Genomic DNA, 17,335 nt, shown 5'->3' with positions numbered 1-17,335 from the left:
TGAGATGTCGTGGTCGTGTCCCCGGGCTCAGAGGGATCCGCCTGTCGAGGAGCCGTCACGGCTCAGAGACCTCCCGACACCGACTGTGGGTTCTCTCGCTCGGGGAGCGAGGTAGACGTATGCCGGTCGAACAGGGCAGCGAGTGATACGTCGTGGTCATCGATCACAGCGACGGTCATCAGCTGTCCGTCCTCGATGATCCCGACGCGATCACAGGTCGCTGCGACGTGTTCGAGGCCGTGACTCGAGAGAAACACCGTCGTTCCGCGCGTGACCTCTTCGGTGATGAGCTGTTTCAGCAGCGAGATGCCGTGTGGATCCAGCCCACTCGTCGGCTCGTCAAGCACGAGCAACTCCGGGTCCCCGACCGTTGCCATTCCCAGTGCCAATCGCTGGCACATTCCCGTCGAGTATGTCCCGACTGGGCGGTCGGCATCCACATCGGAGAGACCGATCCGATCGAGGACCCGGTCCGCATCGACGTTGATCCCTTTGAGGTCGGCTGGAAGACGAAGGTGTTCGTACCCGGTCAGCCGATCGTAGAGATCGTATCCTTCGGGCAGTACGCCGATCCGTTCGTGAATCTCACGAGCGTCGCGCTGGGCGTCACAGCCAAGAACAGTTGCCGTTCCCTCGGAAGGACGAACGTAATCGAGGAGGATATCGATCGTGGTCGATTTTCCAGCGCCGTTCGGGCCGAGAAAGCCGAACGCGTCTCCCTCTGGTACGGTGAGGTCGAGGTCATCGATAGCGACGTGATCGCCGTAGCGTTTAGTGAGCCCGTCCAGCCTGATCGCTGCCATGAACGTATCGACGGGAATGAACGTCATAGTTCGGAAGTCACAGCTTCTGAGTGAGAAACTCCGTGCAGGGGTATTTTCCAGTAGAGAGACGAAGTGTGGCTGTTAGATGGGGGAGCCTCCCGACCGACTGACCGTCGAAACCGTCGGTGAGTTGCTCGAAGACGAGTACGCTCGGGCGATCCTCGCCGAGACGAGCCGGGAGCCGCTGTCAGCGGATGAGCTTGCCGAGCGATGTGATGCATCGTCGCCGACGATCTACCGCCGAATCAATCGGCTACAAGAGTTCGACATGCTCCGTGAACAACAAACCCTGAGTACGGATGGCCACCACTATCGACGCTTTTCGGCTCGTCTGGAGCGCGTAACGATAGAACTCCAAGACGGGAACTACACGATATCCGTCGATCGAACCGATAGTGATGCAGTCGATCGATTGACCAAACTCTACGAGGATCTCAGATGACCTGGTCAGGCTTTACCGTCGAGGGCGGCTCACTTATCGAAGGGCTGGTCGGATTCGTACTGGCGATCGGGACTATCATCGTCGGTACGTGGGTTGCGATGGTAGCGTATCACGGCTACAAACGGTCCGAGAACCCCTCGGCGCTGTTTCTCGCGGCAGGGATCGCACTCACGTCAGCCGGCTATACTGGCACGAGAATACTTGTCCCGACTACAGGAGGGTCGTCACTGCTGACGGATGCGGTCGCCAGCGCGGTCCAGTTCGCAGGATTGGTGTTGGTTCTCTATGCGGTGTATGGACGTCCGGAACGGCGCACTCGATACGTGCTCGGAGGGACGTTCATCGGAGCAGGTCTCCTTGCCCTCGTGCCGTTCGTTCTCGTCGAAGTCTTTGGGATGACTCTATCCGCTGGGACAACCGGAGCGAACGGTCCTACCGCCGTTCTCGGCGCGTTCATCACAATTCAGGCCCTCAGAGGGTATTCCCGATACGGAAATCGTTCGATGCGGTGGCTCGCAATCGGGATCGCGTTACTGACTTTCGTCCCGTTTCTCGTGCTCGAACTACTCACACTGTTTAGGTCCACTCTGGCGATTTCGGATGCCCGTGGGCTCAGTCTCGTGTTGTTCACCGAACTCGTAGGTGTCCTCGCGATACTCCTGTCCCTGCAGATCGATGAACAACGATGATTCTTCACGACCTCAACCAGGATGCACCACCCACCTCCACTGTTTGCCGGCGCACGGACCCGTTGACGAGGTATGGGAGGATTCTCGACCCGATCAGAACCATGCTGATCATACTGGAGACAGCCGCTCGTTTCCAGAGCGGTCTGCAAGAATCGTACTACTCGATTGTGTCGACTCATCAAGATGATACCCGAAAACGCCAACGTTCGACATCCGTTTCATCCACGATGACGAAAGCACTGTCAGACAGATCTGGTCACATACGACGCTTGAACCCTTACCCAACGCCTCAAATCAGCCGCAGTACAACACCCAGTCGCTACTTTCCTCGTTGTCACGTCCAGTTTTTCGTAGGGTTCTCGAAACTAACCACGACTGACTAGTATAACACGCAGCTCCATCAGTTGGCCTCAGACTCAACACCCTCCAGCCCAGCAACATACTGATCCTCCCAGTCACGGCGTGCTCGAAGCTCGCGACGACCCCGATCGGTAAGCGTATACTTGTTCGTTCGCTGGTCGAGCTCGCCCTTTTTCACTACTCCCTTCTCGACGAGTGTATCGAGGTTTGGATACAGACGCCCATGATGGATCTCGGTCCCGTAGTACTCCTCGAGAACGTCCTTGAGTGCAAGCCCATGCGGTTCGTTGAGTCCCCCAATTGCCCACAGAAGATCGCGCTGGAACCCAGTCAGATCGTGCACGTCTCCTCTCAGGTAGGATATATTGTCAAGGTACTGGATGTACTCACACGAGAAGCGACTGAATACAGCTATGAGACACGACCGAGGATAACTCACAGAGAGAACTATACTGTCTTGTCTCTAGAACAGCCCTATATTCCAGGCGTATGATCACTGCCCCAAGAGACCACGGTGAGCGACGAGGCCGACAGGATCGCCTCAAGGGTCTCCCAGAGCGGTCCATATCGAAGCTCCGGATGAGCAACCCGGATTCGGATCGGGACCTCCCACGAGTCCTCGAAATAGATCGGTCGATCAGGACGCCGAGCATCCTCTGGGGAAAGAGAGTAGACCCATTCGATACGATCGACAATCATTCGTATCACTGAATTCAGTGCAGCGTCGCTCGTTGAATAGCCATGAACCGGTATTATACCGGTCATCTCAGTCATTGCTTCTTTGGTTATTTCAGTCGCTGTCATTGACTACTTTCTTAGTGCCGTTCGTCTTTTCGTTCACTGACTTTTCTTTGAGCACTTGCGCCAGGACCGTCCCCTCCATATCGGCCAGTCGGCTCTTCAGATAGAGCTTCCCGTATGACTGGGTGTGATCCTGATAGAGGCACTCGGGTTCGTTCGCAAGTAGCATGATCAGCTCGCGGTTGAGCGCCTCGGGCGGACGAGCAAGCGAGCGGTACTCGGTTGCTGACGTCCGGAGCAGCTCGCCGAGTTCCGCCTGAGAGAGTGGCGACGGACCCCGCTTGATGATCGAGGGGTACTCATCGAGATCGTCGGGCCGGAACAGCGCCGCCGCGGGCTTGTTAGAGACGGGCCGAGACAGCGAGACCGTTCCGTTGGTCCCCATTGTTACCCGGCGCCCGAAAAAGGCCTTGCCGACACCGTGGTCGCGAAGCGCCCCCACGGCCTCGTCGACGAGGGGTTGAGACGAGTGGCCATTACATTGTCAGATGGCCAAGTGCGACAAAATGGTTGTGCTAGGTTAGTCCCGAAGCCTCCAATCTGCTAATTTCTCAGTAAAATTCTGAAATGACTGATATACTGCTTCATTTGTAGTAACTCCTGTAATAACTACTTTCCCACTAGCGAAGACAAGGAATACCGATTCAGACTCATTTCCTCGGTAGATCAATCCTGGAAACTGCTCCGGCTCGTATTCCGCCTGTTCAAGACCTGCAACAAGCGCTAATTGTGTTAGAATGGATACATATTTTAATTATTAATATATAATATATTATTAATCTCTAGTGCGGGTGGTTCCCGTATTACTGGTTCCAGAGCATTCTCAACCCGTTCAACAAGCTGATTCAATTGCTCAAATGGACTATAACCAACTAATGCGCAAGATCCAGATCAATAGAAAGCAACGTATTTTTATCCTTCATTAAATTTAAATCTAGCTTGAAGCTAAGAGCTTTTCTCGGAGAGTAATCTACATCAGACACTACATTAGATGATTTTAATAGATCGTCAACTGCGACTAAGTTTAATTCTCTATAGAAATGTAGGATCCCAACTATATTTGCTAACTTAACATCAGTCGCGGTACTTACTGCCTTTACGAATCCAGGGGTAATTGATGTTGCTTCTTGTCGGCAAGGGTGCTTGAAGAAGCTGCCTCGACGAACGTATTTTCCGGCATTACCGGAAACTCTTTGATGGATACTGCTCTGCTTGTTCCATGGAAAGAGATGACACACCTGTGAAAGCGACCAAGATCACATTCGAAATCATTGATCTGCTGCGCCAATGGGATGGTGCTGGTGTATCGGAGATCGCCAATTATCTTGAGAAGCCCACTAGTACAGTACATGATCATTTGCAAACACTTGAATCGGAAGAATACCTCATTAATGACAACGGTGTCTATCGAATCGGTGCTAGATTTCTTGAGTTAGGTGAACAGGCCCGATCGCGCATGAAGGTCTATCATTTAGCTCGCCCAGAAGTCGATAACCTTGCTGAAGAAACCGGTAATCACTCGAATTTTATGATTGAGGAACATGGCCGTGGTATCTTTATGTATAAAGCGAAAGGCGAGAACGCAGTACGTCTTGACACACGTGTTGGTATGCGTGTATACCTCCAAACTACAGCCCTCGGCAAAACTATCTTAGCTCATCGTCCAACAGAGGAAGTCGAAAATATTGTTGAGCGCCATGGTCTCCCAGCGATCACCGAGAACACGATTACAGATCGAGATCAGTTATTTGCGGAGCTAGCTCAGATCAAAGAGCGTGGGTATGCGATTGATGATGAGGAGCGAGTACAAGGGATGCGTTGCATTGCTGCACCGATTATAGATGAGGAGGGCGAAGCTGTTGCAGCTGTAAGTGTCTCCGGGCCAAAAAATCGATTCCAAGGCGAATATCTTGAAACAACGGTTCCGAACCTAGTCCTGGAGAGTTCTAACGTCATAGAAGTAAATCTTACATACACATAACATCTCAATCATATATGTCACAAAGAGTCTCTATTTGTGTAAAGTTTCAAAACCTGCGACAAACATGAGTGGATATCTGTCTAAATCATATTCTGGATATAATCCGACCTATATATGAATATGACTCCAACTACTAAATAAATACTTCCACTAAATAGATTAATAATAAGTGGATTCCACACTAAATCAGTAGGCATGTCGTAAATTAGGGGTGTAACCAAAACAAGGCAACCCATTATGAGGATAACGATACCGGCAAAGAGTTCAACTGGTAGGTTATACTCGTCAGCTGATTCAGTTGCGGCCTGTTCTCTCGTTGTCGTCTCTTCTGTTGATGTCGTTGATTTACTGTCCATGTTAGATCCCTCCAAAAATGATGACTCCCCCAACAAACGTCAGCAGTGCTAGTGCTGTCGTTGCTAAGGCAGCACGCTTGACTTTTCGTGAAATAGTGGGTTTGCTCTTATCGCTAATTGTAGAGCCAAATTCAGTGGGAATCTCCTCTTCTCGCGGGGTTGTAATAATACTCACAACGACAGCCACTAACATAATCGAAAGTAGCGAGTAGAGGGACCTCACATAGGTTGCCTCGTGTCCCAAAGTAAATCCAAGATAGATACTAAATATGAATCCGAAGATGATTGCAACTATCGCACCAGTTGTTGTGGCTCTATCCCAGAGACCTCCGACGATAGCAACGGCAGCAAATGTCGGCATAATGGTCACCAGAAGCGACTGAGCAACCAAATACATGGAATCCTGTAGCGAGAAATAATACGCCATACCAACGGACAGTACCACAAAAATAATACCTGCTATACGGCTGACAGTCACGTAATGCTGAGGTTCTCGATCCGGAGCAACGAATCGCCGGTATACACGTTCCGTTAGTAGCGTTTGGAAGTTATTGAGCTGAGAGTCAACGCTTGACAGGACGCCCGCTATCAATCCGACAATTATCACTCCATAGAGACCAGGTGGCATTGTATCGCGGATTAGCATTGGCATTGCTTCGTCAGATACTCCGAGATCTGGATACAGTGCGGCTGCGATAACTCCAGGAATCAATATAAAGAGTGGAACGAGAATTGCATACCAGATACCGGTATACAGGAATCCGACTTGCGCAGATTCAGAACTCTCTGCAGAGAGTGGCCGCTGCAGAATTTGCGATTCTGCACCCCAGTACGAGATTGATTGAGTAATGAATCCAAGATAGAGAAGGACGACAGCGACCGTCCCTCCGAATGGGAAGTCTGCTAAGAGTGGATGTTCAGAGGGGGTCATTGTAGCTTGGTTTGCTTGAACCCCCTCAACCAATCCAGAAATCCCTCCAACCAAATCCAGCGACATCGGAAGGAGGAGAGCAAGCGGCACAAACATGAGTACGAATTGGATCGTGTCGGATCCAGCTACTGCACCGAATCCGCCTAGCAATGTGTAAGCAGTTCCAATGAACACTACAACACCAACTGAGAACCAGAGATCCCACCCTAGTAGTGTGTTCAGTACTAACGACCCTGCATAGATATACAACCCCATATTGATAAACATCCAGACAAATGTCCAAATAAAGTCATACGCTTCTCCAACTGGGCTCGCAAACCGTGTATTAAGCCATTCTCCTAACGAGAACGCCTCAATTTCGCGGATAAAGGGAATAACTGCAATAGTCACAACCACGATCCCGATCGCAGTTGAGATCGGAGTCATAAGTGCGATAATACCGAATGCATAAGCAAAGCCGGCCAAACCAATGAAGTCGTTGGCGTTCAGGTTTGTTGCGACCGTAGAGAATGCTTGTATCCATGGTGGAAGGGAACGGTCAGCTAAGAATGTACTCGCTGAGTCAACTGTGTTTTGCCGCATGTATACACCAAATACAATGAGTGATGAGACAAACACTGCTAATGCTAACCACTCTGTTGCAACTAACGTTGGCGAGCCTACTGCTTGCATGGCACAGACCCACAGAATCAGGCGATCGTTTTATAGTTTATGATAATATTAGATGTAATAGATCTACTCCTTATGCCGATCTGACAGATATAAGACCTCTATAAAAACCGATGAGAAGAGAAATAGATTACTGAAAAGTCGGCATAACCTCCTCAGCAAACAATTCAATTCCACTCGTGGATGGAAAATCAACAAACCAGAATTGGAACTTTGTGACACCGATATCAATACGCCGTTCGATAGCTTCGATACATTCCTCCGGTGTCCCTATAATAAAGTAATCACGGGCGTCTGCCTCAGATTCGATATCAGACTGATCTACATATTCGTCTTCAAATTGTATCGGAAGCATAAGATCAAGCAACTCATCGAGCTCTTTTTGGTCACGAGTGCAGATTACGTGGCCATCCCAGGAGTACTCAATTTCATCAGGATCACGCCCGACAGTTTCACAGTGCTCCTCAATCACACTGATCTTCTGTTTTAGCGTCTCCGTATCACCGTTGAAGACATCCGTATTCCATACGTCCGCATGTTTGGCAACAAGTTTGAGCGTCACTTCTTCTCCAGTTCCGCCAACAAGAATTGGTGGATGTGGGTCTTGGACAGGGCCTGGTTCACAGTATGCCCCATCTATCTTGTATCGGTCACCCTCAAATGAGGATTCATTTTCGGTCCACATCGTTTTCATAAGCCGAATCGATTCATCGAGTCGCATCAACCGCTCAAACCCATCACGATACTCCCATCCGTATGCGTCGTACTCAGGTTCGTGCCAACCAGCACCGAGTCCAAGCTCGAGCCTTCCATCTGAGATGACGTCTAGCGTCGCAGCCATTTTAGCCACGAGAGCTGGGTTCCGATAGTCATTGCTCAGAACAAGAGAGCCAATGTTTACATTATCAGTGAACCCCGCAATTGCGCTAAGAAGTGTCCAACACTCGTATTCAGCGTGGTTTCGGCCGAGCATTAAGTGATCTGGTGCCCAGACAGCATCGAAACCTAGTTCTTCGGCTCTAAGAATGCCTTCTTTTGTTGTGTCCCAATCTAACGATTCGTATTGAGGTGTATCTCGGTGGACAGGTTCATTTCCGTTTTCGGGGGCGCCTGCAAATACGGGGATGTTATACTCGAGTGAGATGTCTTCACTCATTATTACTCAAGAGCGAAATGCTCGAGTGCCTCCCGATTTAGTTCAGCGCCGACACCTGGTGAATCCGGTAGTGGAATCATGCCGTCGTCTGGTGACGGAGGATTCTCGAAGATAGCGTCAGCGTACGTTGAGTCGCCATCTTGTTGTTCTTTGTACCACTCAGGAATGGGGAAGTATTCTGCCATCGGTGCATTCGTTGAGGCGGCAATGAGATGCAGCGTTGGATTCGTTCCTGCGTGCGGAATAACTGGGATATCGTAGGTTTCTGCCATGTCTGCGATTTTCTTCATTTCACTAATGCCACCGACCCGACCGACGTCGGGTTGAAGAATATCGACTGCTTCCTTCTCCAATAGATCCTTGTGGCCCCACCGAGTGAACTCATGCTCACCGCCGGAGATCGGCATCGGAGCAGCTTCGCGCACTTCTGCATATCCTTCGATATTGTCGGCCATTACTGGCTCCTCGATCCACGCCATTTCATACCGTTCTAGACGCTTCGTCATCTTCTTCGCATAACGTACTGTCCAACCCATGTAGGCGTCAGCAGCGATATCAATATCATCACCAACTGCATCGCGGACTGTTGCAACAATTTTCTCGTTTTCTTTCATCCCAGCGCGGCCAGCTTCCGGTCCATGCCGGAATCGCATTTTCATTGTGTCGAACCCTTTTTCGACGTATTCGAGCGCCTCTTGCTCGAGTGTGTCGAAGTCAACTGGGTGGAGATTACTCGCATAACATGGGATTTCATCTTTGACTGGTCCACCCAGAAGTTCGTAGACGGGTTTGTTAGCTTCTTTTCCGGCGATGTCCCATAGCGCGGTATCGACTGCGCTAATCGCATCAATGGCTATCCCCTTGCGCCCGAAGGGAAGCGTCGCCCGGTACATGAGCTCCCAGAGTTTCTCGCGCTGAAGTGGATCCTCACCGATAACAAGCTTCGAAAGTGTTTCATCAATAACCGTAGCAATTGCACCAGTCGCCCAGTTAGCGATACCAACTCCTGTAATATCTGTGTCTGTTTCGATCTCAACGACGACATCGCCCACGGGCCCCATCCATTTCCGACGAGCCTCTGGATTGCTCCCGTCTACGTTGCGGTATTCGTCGTACTTATTCATGATTGTGAGCAAGGGGAATTCAACGAATTCGCCCCACGATTCATTGCTGACCTTAGTTGTTGTAACGCCTGTAATCTCCATAGATGTTAACGGACGGTGTTTCAGTCCTCACCTCTATAAAGCGAAAACGAGGCAATAAAGGTTCGGCACATCTCAGACGGATAATTACTATAGATTATCCTATGTATGGATAGTTCTTAATACTAGCTCTCTCCAATAAGGATCAATGCCACTACTTGACGCGGCTAGCGAAAGTGTACTGTGCCCTGTAGTAAGTCCACTCAACGATGGCGAAATCGATCAGGAGGCGCTTGCAAGGACAACAGAGTTCATTCTTGATGGAGGTGTCGATGGAATGTATCCTTGCGGCTCTACAGGTGAATTCGCGAGTCTTACGCCTGATCAGCGTCAGCAGGTAATCCAAACTGTCTCACAACATGCTGGTGATGCACCTGTGATTGCGGCGGCAGCCGGTACAAGCACCGAGGAGACACTGTCCCGAGTTGAAGACGCAAATAGAGCTGGTGCTGATGCAGCAGCAGTTGTCGCTCCCTACTTTCATTCGGCAAATCAAGCGGAGGGGACACTGCAGTTCTTCGAAATAATTGCTGATCAGACATCGCTCCCTCTGTTTTTGTACAATATCCCTATGCACGTTGGAACCGGCATCAGTGCCCAGACCGTCAAGACACTTGCAGAACATGATTCGATTCAAGGGATGAAAGACACAAGTGGTGACTTTTTATACTTTCTCAGAGTAGACAAACTCACCCCAGATGAATTCTTGCTGTTTCAGGGATTCGATTCACTGTTAGTACCGTCACTTCGAACTGGTTCAAATGGGGGCATACATGCATTAGCAAACGTAATTCCTGAGGTGTTTTCGGAAATAGTCGAGTGTGCCCATACTGAACGAGGCATGTACTTACAACAAGAAGCGGTAGCACCTCTTCTTGAACTCTGTCTCGAATATGGTATCGCACCTGCGATGAAAACGGCGTTAGTTCATCAAGATGTAATCCCAACAGACGATGTCAAGACTCCTTTAGTTCCTCTCAGTAGTGAAGAGAAATCAGAAATTCACGACGCTGTTGATCACGCCCAAGGTATGTTAATGGATTAACTGGATCGCCGCAACCATGGACTGCTTTGCGAATTGTTATCGCAGAGAGTGACTGGACGCAATGACCATCTCATCACTATAGTGACTGAAGAGCAACAATATTTCTGCAAAAATAGTCTCTTGTCTACCAACATCTTCTCTAATACCCTGTATTGACATTCTATTACTGCTAATGGCTCTAAAACTATTACTGAGATCCACTTAAGATTGCCTTTCTCTTCCGTTTTTGTATCCGGTGATACCGGAACCAGCTGAGTTCTGACCGTGATTATTATATTGGGAACCATCACCAGAGAGCTGCTCTCCTTCTCTCCGTCTCTAGTGACATGCATACACTTGTAAAATAACCTTCCGTCATTACCGGACAGAGGATATAATTCATTTAGTGTTCTACCTGTGTTAACCGCTATCGCAAAATCACTCAATCTACCATAAGTAATACTACTGATACTTATAATATAAATTTATAATAGTATTTATGCAACCAATACTGTTGGTCCAAAGGTTTACAACGTGTGGCCTCTCCATCTCACATCCATGACTACACCCCCCAAGGAGGAGATTTCTAGTCAACCAATAGATCTCCGCACGGAATACGAAAATACACCTGGGAACATCGATCCCGACTCCTCACCACGGTTCTCTTGGCGAATCACGACCAGCCAGCGTGGTGCCATTCAGACCTCCTACCGTCTCATTATCGGTCGCAGTTATAACGACGTCTCTCGAGGGCAGGGGGAGGTTTGGGACTCAGGCCGTGTTGAGTCAAATCAGGCAACCAATATCGAATATAATGGTACAAATCTTGCTACAGATACCACCTATTACTGGTCGGTAAAGATTTGGACCAATTACGGAGAGACGGAATGGGCTGAACCAGCAAATTTCACTACAGCACTTAGGCCAGAGCGATGGAGCGGTGACTGGATTTCTTATCAACCGGAAGAAGGTGACACGAACGGATGGCGAAGTCAATGGTGTGATCCAGACGCAAACTCTGAAGAATGGGTACAAATAGATCTCGGAGACTCCTATGATATATCCAGTGTCAGTCTCCATGGTGCAGAGCCAGTCGACATTGTTCGGACGCCAGACGATACTGCCGTTACAATTTCTTGGTCAGAAAATCCTCTCAAAGGGTTTGGCTTTCCTGATGCCTATCGAGTGGAGATAGCTAACGATCCTGAGTTCAGTAATAGCACGATTGTTGCTCGCGTTGAGTCCGAGAGTGAGAAAAAAGATGACCACGATGGTGTGCCAACTAGTGCACCAGTTCCAGTTCACACCCATGATGATATCAGTGCAAGTGGTCGCTATATTCGGGTTACGGCGACAGATCTCTTTGAAGTTAGACCTTCCACGCAAGATGAATCACACATTCGTAGCGCGGATCGACGTGTAGAACAAGTCAGTGCATGGCAGTGTTTCGCACTTGCTTCCCTCACTGTAAGCGATGTGAATGGAACAGACCTCGCAGCTGATTGTTCCGTTGAGGCATCTTCTTCCTGTGAGACTAACACGTGGAGCCACAATCAGTTAGTAAACGGATGTACTGAGTCCCAACTTGGGTCGAGTTCTCCCCTACTGCGAACTCAATTCGACCTCGATAAGCCAATTCAGTCCGCACGGATACACGTTGCTGCTGTTGGGTATGGTGAATTGTATGTCAATGGGGACCGAGTCGGTGATCGACAGCTTGATCCCGCTTGGACGGATTATGAACAGCGTGTCTTCTATACAACTCATGATCTAACTGACCAACTTCAGGATGGTCCCAACACTGTGGGCCTCTGGCTCGGTCGCGGCTGGTTTGCTAAGAGCAGCTCTTACTGGGTGAGCGATGGATCACCGCGGGCACGAGCTGTACTTACAATTGAATTCAATGATGGGACGATACAGCGTGTTGTAACCAATAGCAACTGGGAATCCACAGACAGCCCCCTATTGGAAAATGATATCTACGACGGTGAGACCTTCGACGCCCGACAGAAGATAGACAATTGGAGCGCTGCTTCTGCAGATAACTCGTCTTGGGATAGTACAACCGTCGTTGACGCACCCGGTGGCACACTACGACCTGAGCGAATCGAGCCGATGAGAGTCGTCGATACCTTTGATGTTGAAAAAGTCCACGACCATCCCGATGGCCCAATTCTTGATTTCGGGCAAAACCTTACTGGCTGGCTTGAAATAGATATCGACGACCCTGATCCCGGTGAAAAGGTTACAGTACGCCACGCTGAGGCGCTTACTGAAGACGGAGACCTTTCGATAACGGACCTTCGAACGGCTGATGCAACGGATACGTATTTCGCTCGCGGTGAGGAAACAGAGACGTACGAACCGCGATTTACCTACCATGGTTTTCGTTATGCACAGGTCACCGCATATCCCGGCGAGTTTGATACAGAGAAAGTGACCGCAAAGGTTGTACATACTGCGATGGACCGACGCGGGACTTTTGAGTGTGCAAACGGGGATCTCAACCAACTCCAGCATAACTCCGTTTGGGGACTTCGAAGCAACACCCATTCGATCCCTGAAGATTGCCCTCAGCGTGATGAACGATTCGGCTGGACCGGTGATGCCCATATCTCTACGCGGGCGCTCCTCTTCAACTACGATGCCGTTCGCTTCGATGAAAAATGGGCCCGTGATCACGATGATGTTGCCTCGGAGATGGGATACGTTCCCGACGTCATCCCGAATAAAGCATTTGAGGATCCCGCTGACCCTACCTGGTCAATTACCCGTGTTATGATACCGTGGTACCTCTATTTGCATGATGGTGACAAAGGAATCCTCCGTGAGCAGTACGAAGGTATGCGTAAGTACGTCGATTACTGGTACAACAACACGGAAGATGGGATTCTTCCCGATAGCTACGGGAAGTTTGGAGACTGGCTGACTTTCGAAAACGCTGATGGACGACGCGGCCTGCCTCATGATTTGTATAATACAGCGTTCCTATACCAGGTTATAGATACTTTTGCGAAGATAGCAGATGTTCTCGGCAACACTACCGACGCGAAGGCATACCGAGAGCGTGCAGAGTACGTGAACGATGCATTCAACGACCGCTATTTCGATTCTGCAAAGGGGATGTATGGTCCAGGCACTCAGTCTTCTTATGCGGTTCCGCTGTTCTTTGGAATGGTGCCAGAGGAGTCTGTTGACATAGTTGCCGGGAATCTTGCAGAGAAGGTCCGAGCTGATGGCGAGAAGCTTCAAACAGGTTTCCTTGGGACGCGTCCACTGATTCATACGCTTGCTGATCACGGTTATGCTGACCTAGCCTACAAGGTCGTTAGCCAGCCTGAACAGCCTGGATGGGTGTACATGGTCCACAACGGTGCGACGACAATGTGGGAGCGTTGGAATTCCGATGAGAGTGTTGGTTCCGGAATGAACTCATTGAACCATTCGCCCTATACGCACGTTTCGGAATTCTTCTATGAAATACTCGGCGGAATCCAACTAGATGATCGGCCGATCACTGACCACGTAACGATTGCGCCATCCCTCGTTGATGATCTAGAGTGGGCGTCTGCTAGTGTAGAAACTTGGAACGGCGAACTCGCTGTTGCTTGGGAGCAGGACAACAGCGGTCACTACGAACTAACTGTGACTGTTCCATGGAATTCGCATGCGACGGTTCGGCTTCCGAACGCGGCTAATGCTACGGTCGCTGAATCGGATGTACAACTATCTGAGGACACCATTGCTGGTATCGAAGCGGTGGAATCAGACGGGGATGATCTCGTAGCTGAGGTCGGTTCAGGGCGCTTTGTGTTCTCAGTCGAGTAGTCAGAAGACCTATGGATAAGCTTTAGTACAGTATCTCTCAATCCAATCATATGGTACTAGACTCACACACGCATGCATGGGGACCTGCAACAGTTGAGCATCCCTGGGTCAATGGCCCGATCCTCGACCTTGTCGATGCTTTTGACGTCCATACGGTGTATACGGCTGATAGACTGCTGGCGGATATGGATCGTAACGGTATCGATGAAGCTGTCGTTGTCGGGTATCCCATTTGCGAATGGACCGACAACGAGTATACCCTCCAAATAGTAAAAGACCATGACCGATTGTATGGGATCGTTATGCTCGATCCGTTTGCTGAGGATGCTTCTGAGCAACTTCAAACGTGCATGGCTGTCGATGGAGTCCTCGGATTTCGACTTGGCGTGGCCTGTCCATACGAGCAGATGTGGGAAACATTTGACCCGAGTGTAACATGGCTTCGAGATGCGATTAAGGAGACGGAGTTTTGGGAAGCCGCTGTCGAGAATAATGCGATAGTTCAGATCCTCTGTGATCACAAGCAACTCGATCAAGCCATAGAACTAGTTGAGACATATCCCGAGTTGACCTATCTGTTCGACCATTTCTGCCATGCTGACCCAGATACACCCCTAGATACTGGAACCTTTAGCCGGCTTACTGATCTCGCCGAATTCGATTCTGTAGCGGTCAAGATTTCCGAGGTACCTCATATGTCGAATGAAGGATTCCCGTACCAAGATATGCATAGCCACGTTCGATGGTTGATTGATGTTTTCGGACGGGAACGTGTTATTTGGGGCTCAGATTATCCGAATGTCAGTGACGTCGCTAGCTACGCTGAAGCTCGTAACTGGCTTCGAAAGGTAGATTCCCTATCTGAAAGCGACATTTCCTGGATAACCGACGAAGCAGCTTACCACCATCTCGGGTTGCTTCGGTGACTTTCGAAACAATCCATGGAAAATGATACTCGTCTGGAAGAATCACTAGCATAACCTTTATTATCGATTATTGACGAAGTCGTAGAACAGAATGGCACCAACAATAGACCGCGAGCAGACAGAGCCTCTTCTACGCATGGAGAATATAAATAAATGGTATGGGTCCGTTCATGCACTCAAGAACGTTGATTTCAGTGTCTATCCTGGTGAGATCGTTGGTCTCGTTGGAGATAATGGTGCTGGAAAATCAACATTAGTTGAGATTATCACTGGTGTCCACTCACAGACATCTGGTGATGTCTTCTGGAAGGGAGAGCGCGTCGACATCTCATCCGTCAATGAAGCCCGAAAACTGAATATCGAAACCGTATTTCAAGATCAAGCTGTAGTTGAAGATCGGAGTGTGGCACAGAATCTCTTCCTCGGGAGAGAGTTGACGACCGGTGTCGGGCCGATTAAAGTCTTAGATAAGGAGACTATGCGAACAGAGGCCGAAAAGATAACCCGTGAACTCGGGCTAGACATTTCGTCACCAGATCAAGAAGTGCGATTCTGTTCTGGTGGTGAAAAACAAGGAGTCGCGATTGCAAGAGCGATGTACTTTGATGCTGATCTCGTTATTTTGGACGAACCGACGACGGCGTTAGCCATATCGGGTGTACGGAAGGTTCTCGATTTCGTCGAGCAGCTCAAGGAGTCCGGAACGTCAGTGATATTTATCACTCACAATCTTCCTCATGCCTATCGTATCTGTGATCGGTTCGTAGTGTTTTCCCGAGGAGACAAAGTCGGAGATCTCCTGAAGGAGGAGACGAACACCGATGAACTGGAAGAGATGCAGGCTGGGGTACCAGAACGAGATACTGAAACCACGGCAACGCCGTAGACATATAGCCTTGATTCGTTTTTGAGAGTTCACTTCGCGAAAGTGTGTGATAAAATAGGAAAGACTTTTTACCCAGCAATCAAAACAAGAGATAGAATAACATGGCAGATGGTAGCAACACTCCTATGAATAGGAGAAATATCCTCAAAACAGCGGGGGTAGCAGGAATCGCCAGTATCGCAGGTTGTCTCGGCGGAGACGATGAAGACAATGGTGGTCCTTTTTATCCTCACACGATTTGGGGGATGTACGGATCGTGGGAGGAGGCGTACGTACAAGGTGGAGAATACTATGCCGAAGACCATGGGTTTGACTTTGAGAATAACAATTCACGGGGCGAAGAAGAAGAACAGATCTCTCATATTCAAAACTTCGCCCAACAGGACGCTGACGGTATCTTAGTTGGTCCGGTCTCTGAAACCGCTCCTGCAAATCAAGTTGAGCAGGCCGTTAGTCAGGATATTCCAGTCATCGCAGCTAACTCTGATATCGATACACCTGACCTCACTATGAGTGTCTATATCGGAAACGAGCCTGCTTGTGAGGAACTTGGGGAAGAGATCGTCACCTATCTCGAATCGGATGGAGAAGCTGAAGGAACTGTTGTGAACTTGCAGGGAGACCTTGGGATGGCCATTGGAACCGAAAGGGAACAAGGATTCAGAAATGCCGTCGATGAACATGATGAAATCGAAATCCTTGAGATAAGTGCTGATTTCAACCGAGAACCGGCTCAAGAGGGTCTCTATTCCGTTTTACAGTCGGTTGATGGTGAGGTCGATGCGATCTTTGCAGCAAATGGAGAGATGGCAGCCGGAGCTGCAGGTGCACTTGATACGTATGGCATGGAACCTGGAGAAGTGTTCATGGCATGTATGGATGGTAGCCCAACTGTAGTCGACCTATTCGATAGCGAATGGTTGCAGCGGGCCTTCACCCAGCCTACGCAGTATTATCTACCGATTGCAATGCATTATCTAGAAGTAGCCCGGACAGAAGGAGAAGATGCGTTGCCTGATGTTGGTGACGAAATTGATACTGATGACTTAGAGATAACAGGCGAGGAACATATGGGTGTAGATATCTGGGAAGGACAGGATTGGGCACCGGCAACTGTCCAGGAGCAACACGATCATCCATGGTTCCAGACGAGCGGTCGACTCCTGACACCCGATAATTACGATGAATCCTCAAACTGGGGTGTTATCTTCGGCCAAGACGATTGACTTAGTCAACTGGACGAAATCATACCGTTCTTTT

Annotated in this window: 16 protein-coding genes; 8 read left to right on the top strand and 8 right to left on the bottom strand. The window is 49.4% G+C overall.

What is annotated here, in order from left to right:
• Positions 1–62: 62 nt before the first annotated feature.
• Entirely contained in the window at positions 63–803 is a 741-nt protein-coding gene (locus WOA58_RS18120) for an ABC transporter ATP-binding protein (protein WP_340605701.1), read from the bottom strand.
• A 106-nt stretch (positions 804–909) separates the two neighbouring features.
• Here WOA58_RS18120 and WOA58_RS18115 point away from each other — a divergent pair, with 106 nt between their 5' ends.
• Together WOA58_RS18115 and WOA58_RS18110 are read left to right on the top strand one after the other, a co-directional pair.
• The gene (locus tag WOA58_RS18115; RefSeq protein WP_340605700.1) at positions 910–1,266 is read left to right on the top strand and encodes an ArsR/SmtB family transcription factor; all 357 of its coding nucleotides are present in this window, start codon (positions 910–912) and stop codon (positions 1,264–1,266) included.
• The gene (locus tag WOA58_RS18110) at positions 1,263–1,955 is read left to right on the top strand and encodes a DUF7521 family protein (protein WP_340605699.1); all 693 of its coding nucleotides are present in this window, start codon (positions 1,263–1,265) and stop codon (positions 1,953–1,955) included. The genes WOA58_RS18115 and WOA58_RS18110 overlap by 4 nt, the downstream gene beginning before the upstream one ends.
• A gap of 400 nt (positions 1,956–2,355) precedes the next feature.
• Here WOA58_RS18110 and WOA58_RS18105 read toward each other — a convergent pair whose 3' ends face one another.
• From WOA58_RS18105 to WOA58_RS18095, 3 genes are all read right to left on the bottom strand, one after another.
• Positions 2,356–2,658 (bottom strand): helix-turn-helix transcriptional regulator, encoded by a 303-nt coding sequence (locus WOA58_RS18105; RefSeq protein WP_340605698.1) that lies wholly within the window; start codon positions 2,656–2,658, stop codon positions 2,356–2,358.
• Positions 2,659–3,105: 447 nt separating this feature from the next.
• Entirely contained in the window at positions 3,106–3,501 is a 396-nt protein-coding gene (locus WOA58_RS18100; RefSeq protein WP_340605697.1) for a hypothetical protein, read from the bottom strand.
• A 135-nt stretch (positions 3,502–3,636) separates the two neighbouring features.
• Positions 3,637–3,855, bottom strand: coding sequence for a hypothetical protein (locus tag WOA58_RS18095; protein WP_390220987.1), 219 nt, complete (start codon positions 3,853–3,855; stop codon positions 3,637–3,639).
• 480 nt (positions 3,856–4,335) lie between these two features.
• On the opposite strand from WOA58_RS18095, the gene WOA58_RS18090 reads away from it, so the two are divergent.
• Positions 4,336–5,097: an IclR family transcriptional regulator gene (locus WOA58_RS18090; protein ID WP_340605696.1), complete on the top strand. Its 762-nt coding sequence runs from the start codon at positions 4,336–4,338 to the stop codon at positions 5,095–5,097.
• An 80-nt stretch (positions 5,098–5,177) separates the two neighbouring features.
• Here WOA58_RS18090 and WOA58_RS18085 read toward each other — a convergent pair whose 3' ends face one another.
• The 4 genes from WOA58_RS18085 to WOA58_RS18070 form a co-directional block, all read right to left on the bottom strand.
• Positions 5,178–5,453, bottom strand: coding sequence for a hypothetical protein (locus tag WOA58_RS18085; RefSeq protein WP_340605695.1), 276 nt, complete (start codon positions 5,451–5,453; stop codon positions 5,178–5,180).
• A 1-nt stretch (position 5,454) separates the two neighbouring features.
• Complete coding sequence (locus tag WOA58_RS18080) at positions 5,455–7,056, bottom strand: sodium:solute symporter family transporter (RefSeq protein WP_340605694.1); 1,602 nt, start codon at positions 7,054–7,056, stop codon at positions 5,455–5,457.
• Between the two features lie 127 nt (positions 7,057–7,183).
• A complete protein-coding gene (locus WOA58_RS18075) occupies positions 7,184–8,209 on the bottom strand; it encodes an LLM class flavin-dependent oxidoreductase (RefSeq protein WP_340605693.1) in 1,026 nt (341 codons plus the stop codon).
• A gap of 2 nt (positions 8,210–8,211) precedes the next feature.
• Entirely contained in the window at positions 8,212–9,414 is a 1,203-nt protein-coding gene (locus tag WOA58_RS18070) for an enolase C-terminal domain-like protein (protein ID WP_340605692.1), read from the bottom strand.
• 145 nt (positions 9,415–9,559) lie between these two features.
• Here WOA58_RS18070 and WOA58_RS18065 point away from each other — a divergent pair, with 145 nt between their 5' ends.
• The 5 genes from WOA58_RS18065 (at position 9,560) to WOA58_RS18045 (ending at position 17,301) form a co-directional block, all read left to right on the top strand.
• Positions 9,560–10,456 carry a dihydrodipicolinate synthase family protein gene (locus WOA58_RS18065; RefSeq protein WP_340605691.1) on the top strand — a complete coding sequence of 299 codons (897 nt, stop codon included), beginning with the start codon at positions 9,560–9,562 and terminating at the stop codon, positions 10,454–10,456.
• 537 nt (positions 10,457–10,993) lie between these two features.
• Positions 10,994–14,263, top strand: a complete 3,270-nt coding sequence (locus WOA58_RS18060) for an alpha-L-rhamnosidase (protein ID WP_340605690.1) — start codon at positions 10,994–10,996, stop codon at positions 14,261–14,263.
• A 50-nt stretch (positions 14,264–14,313) separates the two neighbouring features.
• Positions 14,314–15,189 carry an amidohydrolase family protein gene (locus WOA58_RS18055; RefSeq protein ID WP_340605689.1) on the top strand — a complete coding sequence of 292 codons (876 nt, stop codon included), beginning with the start codon at positions 14,314–14,316 and terminating at the stop codon, positions 15,187–15,189.
• A 91-nt stretch (positions 15,190–15,280) separates the two neighbouring features.
• On the top strand, positions 15,281–16,075 hold the full coding sequence (locus WOA58_RS18050; RefSeq protein WP_340605688.1) for an ATP-binding cassette domain-containing protein: 795 nt from the start codon (positions 15,281–15,283) through the stop codon (positions 16,073–16,075).
• Positions 16,076–16,176: 101 nt separating this feature from the next.
• Positions 16,177–17,301, top strand: a complete 1,125-nt coding sequence (locus tag WOA58_RS18045; RefSeq protein WP_340605687.1) for a sugar ABC transporter substrate-binding protein — start codon at positions 16,177–16,179, stop codon at positions 17,299–17,301.
• Positions 17,302–17,335: the final 34 nt, after the last annotated feature.

Origin of the sequence: Halalkalicoccus tibetensis (assembly GCF_037996645.1) — an archaeon.
GTDB lineage: Archaea > Halobacteriota > Halobacteria > Halobacteriales > Halalkalicoccaceae > Halalkalicoccus > Halalkalicoccus tibetensis.
The sequence above is the reverse complement of the archived record's forward strand: the minus strand, read 5'-3'. Positions and strand labels throughout refer to the sequence as shown.

Bases quoted from the DNA above. Each gene is read 5' to 3' on its own strand.
- WOA58_RS18120 (WP_340605701.1), bottom strand. From the start codon at position 803: ATGGCAGCGATCAGGCTGGACGGGCTCACTAAACGCTACGGCGATCAC.
- WOA58_RS18115 (WP_340605700.1), top strand. From the start codon at position 910: ATGGGGGAGCCTCCCGACCGACTGACCGTCGAAACCGTCGGTGAGTTG.
- WOA58_RS18110 (WP_340605699.1), top strand. From the start codon at position 1,263: ATGACCTGGTCAGGCTTTACCGTCGAGGGCGGCTCACTTATCGAAGGG.
- WOA58_RS18100 (WP_340605697.1), bottom strand. From the start codon at position 3,501: ATGGGGACCAACGGAACGGTCTCGCTGTCTCGGCCCGTCTCTAACAAG.
- WOA58_RS18090 (WP_340605696.1), top strand. From the start codon at position 4,336: ATGGAAAGAGATGACACACCTGTGAAAGCGACCAAGATCACATTCGAA.
- WOA58_RS18085 (WP_340605695.1), bottom strand. From the start codon at position 5,453: ATGGACAGTAAATCAACGACATCAACAGAAGAGACGACAACGAGAGAA.
- WOA58_RS18080 (WP_340605694.1), bottom strand. From the start codon at position 7,056: ATGCAAGCAGTAGGCTCGCCAACGTTAGTTGCAACAGAGTGGTTAGCA.
- WOA58_RS18075 (WP_340605693.1), bottom strand. From the start codon at position 8,209: ATGAGTGAAGACATCTCACTCGAGTATAACATCCCCGTATTTGCAGGC.
- WOA58_RS18070 (WP_340605692.1), bottom strand. From the start codon at position 9,414: ATGGAGATTACAGGCGTTACAACAACTAAGGTCAGCAATGAATCGTGG.
- WOA58_RS18065 (WP_340605691.1), top strand. From the start codon at position 9,560: ATGCCACTACTTGACGCGGCTAGCGAAAGTGTACTGTGCCCTGTAGTA.
- WOA58_RS18060 (WP_340605690.1), top strand. From the start codon at position 10,994: ATGACTACACCCCCCAAGGAGGAGATTTCTAGTCAACCAATAGATCTC.
- WOA58_RS18055 (WP_340605689.1), top strand. From the start codon at position 14,314: ATGGTACTAGACTCACACACGCATGCATGGGGACCTGCAACAGTTGAG.
- WOA58_RS18050 (WP_340605688.1), top strand. From the start codon at position 15,281: ATGGCACCAACAATAGACCGCGAGCAGACAGAGCCTCTTCTACGCATG.
- WOA58_RS18045 (WP_340605687.1), top strand. From the start codon at position 16,177: ATGGCAGATGGTAGCAACACTCCTATGAATAGGAGAAATATCCTCAAA.